The 3,941-nt window shown below is 34.3% G+C and carries 3 protein-coding genes; 1 reads left to right on the top strand and 2 read right to left on the bottom strand.

The annotated features are described in order from the left end of the window. Positions 1 to 158: 158 nt before the first annotated feature. Positions 159 to 419: a hypothetical protein gene (locus ACOX6R_RS07445; RefSeq protein ID WP_433448825.1), complete on the bottom strand. Its 261-nt coding sequence runs from the start codon at positions 417 to 419 to the stop codon at positions 159 to 161. A 508-nt stretch (positions 420 to 927) separates the two neighbouring features. Between ACOX6R_RS07445 and gltS the strand changes: the two genes are divergently transcribed. Beyond that, positions 928 to 2,154, top strand: a complete 1,227-nt coding sequence (gene gltS, locus ACOX6R_RS07440) for a sodium/glutamate symporter (protein ID WP_433448823.1) — start codon at positions 928 to 930, stop codon at positions 2,152 to 2,154. A 413-nt stretch (positions 2,155 to 2,567) separates the two neighbouring features. Here gltS and ACOX6R_RS07435 read toward each other — a convergent pair. After that, on the bottom strand, positions 2,568 to 3,941 hold a 1,374-nt coding region (locus tag ACOX6R_RS07435), incomplete at its 5' end, for an ABC-F family ATP-binding cassette domain-containing protein (RefSeq protein WP_433448821.1).

The raw sequence follows: 3,941 nt of genomic DNA, 5'->3' as shown, positions 1-3,941 counted from the left end.
CTAATCGTCTTGACTAGAAAACCTCTCTCACGTCATCCCGAGCGACGGTCGAGGGATCTGCAAAGCATTCGAGCGAGAACTAATCGTTTTAATAAAATAATGTAAAGGAGAATAACTCCAAGACGTCTTCTCAATAAGACGACAACACATCGCCACCTTTACCCTACAGATCCTTCGACGCAGAAAATAAATTTTCCTTGCTCTGGATGACGTTGGAAAAAGTGATTTTTTAATGCCTTCTTTAAATTGCCTGCACTAATTAAAACCACTTTACATAAAATAATTATTACTACAAAGAAAAACTGCGTCGCCGTCATCACTCTAATTCTAAGAAACTCTACACCCTGCTTAAAATTTATCACTACTACCAACACTAAATTCAAAATTTTAAAAATCTTTCGTTTTTCTTCCAAACCCATCTCTCTTCCATTATTTATTTTTAAAAATTTTTTAATTTTTTCACGATTAACAGGTTAGTATTTCAGAAAAAAGTATTTTTTATGTACAAAATTTAATATATTTACGATTTATTAACAAAATGCGTATATATGGTCATGATATTACTAAAAGAAAGCTTTTTGCAAATATGGTTTAATAATATTTAACGAAATTTGCGAAATAAATTATTGAAAAATTGTATATGTAATTTTTCGCTGCTTTAAACCATGTAATGAAATGAAAAAGTTTTCCGACAACATAAAATTGTTAAAGAAGCATGTAAAAAACACGCTTATATAGGCTAAAAATGTTTATTTAAGGTTTGAAACTTTACATTTATTCACGAAAAGAAAAGAAAAACTTTTCATAAAATTGTATTGGCACGAAAAAATAATTTTGTTATAGTATTTAACGTGACTTAAGGAATTTTGTTGCGTGGCTTACTATTCATACATACATGAGCCACGAAAAGTAAAAGGGGAGGTAAACATGGAAGGTATTTTTACTATTTCAACTAACATGATGCAAACGACTGCAATCGCAATTATCATGCTTTATGTTGGTAGATTTTTAAGACACAAAATTAACTTTTTTGAAAAGTTCTGTATTCCAGCACCCGTTATTGGTGGCTTTTTATTCGCTATCATTCACTTAATTTTAAAGGTAAATGGAATTGCAACTTTTGACATGGACGTAACTTTAAAGGATCCATTCATGATGGTATTCTTTACTTCAATAGGTATTGGAGCTAATATTGAAACACTTAAAAAAGGTGGTAAGGGATTCTTAATTTTCCTTGGAATTTCAGTAGTTATGGTAATTTTCCAAAACATTATTGGTATGGGAGTTGCTAAACTTATTGGTCAAAACTCACTTCTTGGTCTTGTTTGTGGTTCTATCACAATGACTGGTGGACACGGAACAGCAGGTGCTTGGGGTCCAACTCTTGAACAAGCTGGTCTTCAATCAGGTGAAGTTATTGCGCTTGCCGCTGCTACATTTGGTGTAATTATGGGATCTTTAATCGGTGGACCTATTGGTTCTGCAAGAATTAAAAGACATAATTTAAAACCAAGCAATGAATTTGTAGCAGTTCCAGATGTTGAAACTGAAGAAGAAACAATGGAAGAACAACTTAATGTTAATGACTTCTTAAAAGTTCTTGCTCTAATCTTCTGCTCAGTAGCTCTTGGTGCAATCCTTAAGAATTTCCTACAAGAACATGTAATTGTTCTAGGCAAACCACTTAACTTGCCAGAATATGTTGCTGCAATGATCTTCAGTGGTCTATTCGTTAACACTCTTGGCAAAAAAGAAGTATTTAAAATGAACCAAAGAGCAAATGATATTTGTGGTTCTATTGGTCTTAATGTATTCTTATCAATCGCTTTAATTACAATTGACCTTACTCAACTTAAAGCTGTTGCAGGACCAATGTTAATCGTACTATTTACACAAACTATCTTTATGGCTCTATTCTCTTACTTTGTTGTTTACAAGGTTATGGGAAGCGACTACGACGCAGCTGTACTTGCTGCAGGTACTTGCGGATTTGGTATGGGTGCAACATACAACGCCCTAGCAAATATGGACTCTGTTACTGAAAAATACGGTCCAGCTCCAAAGGCATACTTCATTCTACCAATGGTTGGTGCCTTTGCAATTGATATTATAAACGTGTTTATAATTACAATATTTGCACAAATTCAGTTCTAAGATAATTTATCATTTATAAAATAATATTTTTGGACTTCTCTTGTAGAAGTCCTTTTTTATTGCATAAAGTGTGGGATTAGGGGACTTATATTGTACATTAAGATTTTATTTAGTTACCAACAGAATTGGACAAAAAAAGTGGGAGGTTTTAGTATCCTCCTATATTGTATTTATGACTTATCCACAGAATGTTAGTTTTTGTGGATTAATCTGTATACTATTCATTTAATTTTTGTAAACATCGCGACATTTGCAGGCTTTTTTGTGTATTAGTTGTAAAAATGTCAATTGTTGATGCTTTGTGTATTAATTTCTGGTGATAAGTCGACAATTTTTTGTGGATAATGTTGATAACTTTGTGGATTAAGTGAACACGCAGTTTTCTCGTGTTGATATTATCTGGGCATAACTTTTTATTCTTCTTCTAGCTCAATCCACTTTTCATAGAGCACACTTAGCTTATTATCAATGTCTTCGCGATTATTTGTAAGTTCACTTACGAGCATATAGTCTTCGTAAATGCTGTTATCAGCAAGTTTTTCGTCGATTGTTGATAACTCTTCTTCGAGCCTTTGTATTTCTTTAGTCAATTTTTGTTTTTCTTCTCTTTGTGCTTTTTCTTTCTTTTTGTTTTCGCGATCTTCTTTTTTTCGCCTTGCTATTTCTGTTTTGGATATATACTCATCTGGTAGCTCGGTAGGCATTGTAGTCTTTTCAACGTAGTAGTCGTAGTCTCCCAAGAACACATTTAAGGCACTTGGCGTCATCTCAAAGATTTTATTTGAGGTTTTGTTTAAGAAATACCTGTCGTGGGATATTGATAGGACTGTGCCGTCGTATTTTTCCAGCGCGTCTTCTAGAATTTCTTTTGAGTCAATGTCAAGGTGGTTAGTCGGCTCATCTAGCACCAAGAAGTTTGCACCCTTTAACATTATTTTTAGAAGTGAAAGCCTTCCGCGTTCTCCACCAGACAGTTCGTCAATGCTTTTAAATATGTCATCTCCAACAAACAAAAATTCTGCCAGATACTTTCTTATTTCGAAGTGCTCAAGCTTTGGATAAGCATCCCATATTTCGTCTATCACGGTGTTATTTGTGTTTAAGTTGTCGAGCTCTTGGTAGAAGAATGCTATGTCCACATTGGAACCAATTTTTACTTCACCCTCGTCGGGTGTGACTGATCCTTCTACTATTTTAAAGAGTGTGGACTTGCCCACGCCGTTTGGACCAATTAGTCCAATCTTATCTCCCTTGTAGACAGCGACGTTTATGTTTTCGAAGACCAAGTGATCTCCAAAGGATTTTTTTAGATTTTTAATCATAAGGACTTCTCTACCCGATGTCTTTTTTGTCGTAAATCTGAGGTTCGTCTTCTTGTTCGTGTTTGGCATCTCAAGTCTCTTCATTCTCTCGAGCATCTTCTTTCTGCTCTTGCCCTGACGAATTGCCTTCTCACGTCCAACGTTCATAAATTTCTTTATGATTTCTTCTTGTCTTTTGATTTCCTTTTGCTGATCTTCATACTGTTTCTTTAAAAGTTCAAAGTCAATCTTTCTCTGTTTGCTGTAATTGTCATAATTTCCGTTGTAAGTTTTTGTCACGCCATTTTCTAGTAGCACGACTTTATTTACGATATTATTTAAGAAATATCTGTCGTGAGAAATTATTATTACGCTCTTTCTTATTTCTTTTAAGTATTTCTCAAGCCATGTAATTGCTCCAATGTCTAGGTGGTTTGTCGGCTCATCTAGAAGGAGCATGTCCGCCTCTTCAAGAAGAAGCATTGC

The sequence above is a fragment of the Peptoniphilus sp. genome (assembly GCF_050943655.1).
Lineage (GTDB): Bacteria > Bacillota > Clostridia > Tissierellales > Peptoniphilaceae > Peptoniphilus_A.
The sequence above is the reverse complement of the archived record's forward strand: the minus strand, read 5'-3'. Positions and strand labels throughout refer to the sequence as shown.

Excerpts from the sequence above, each read along its gene's own strand:
- ACOX6R_RS07445 (WP_433448825.1), bottom strand. The coding sequence starts at position 419 with ATGGGTTTGGAAGAAAAACGAAAGATTTTTAAAATTTTGAATTTAGTG.
- gltS (WP_433448823.1), top strand. The coding sequence starts at position 928 with ATGGAAGGTATTTTTACTATTTCAACTAACATGATGCAAACGACTGCA.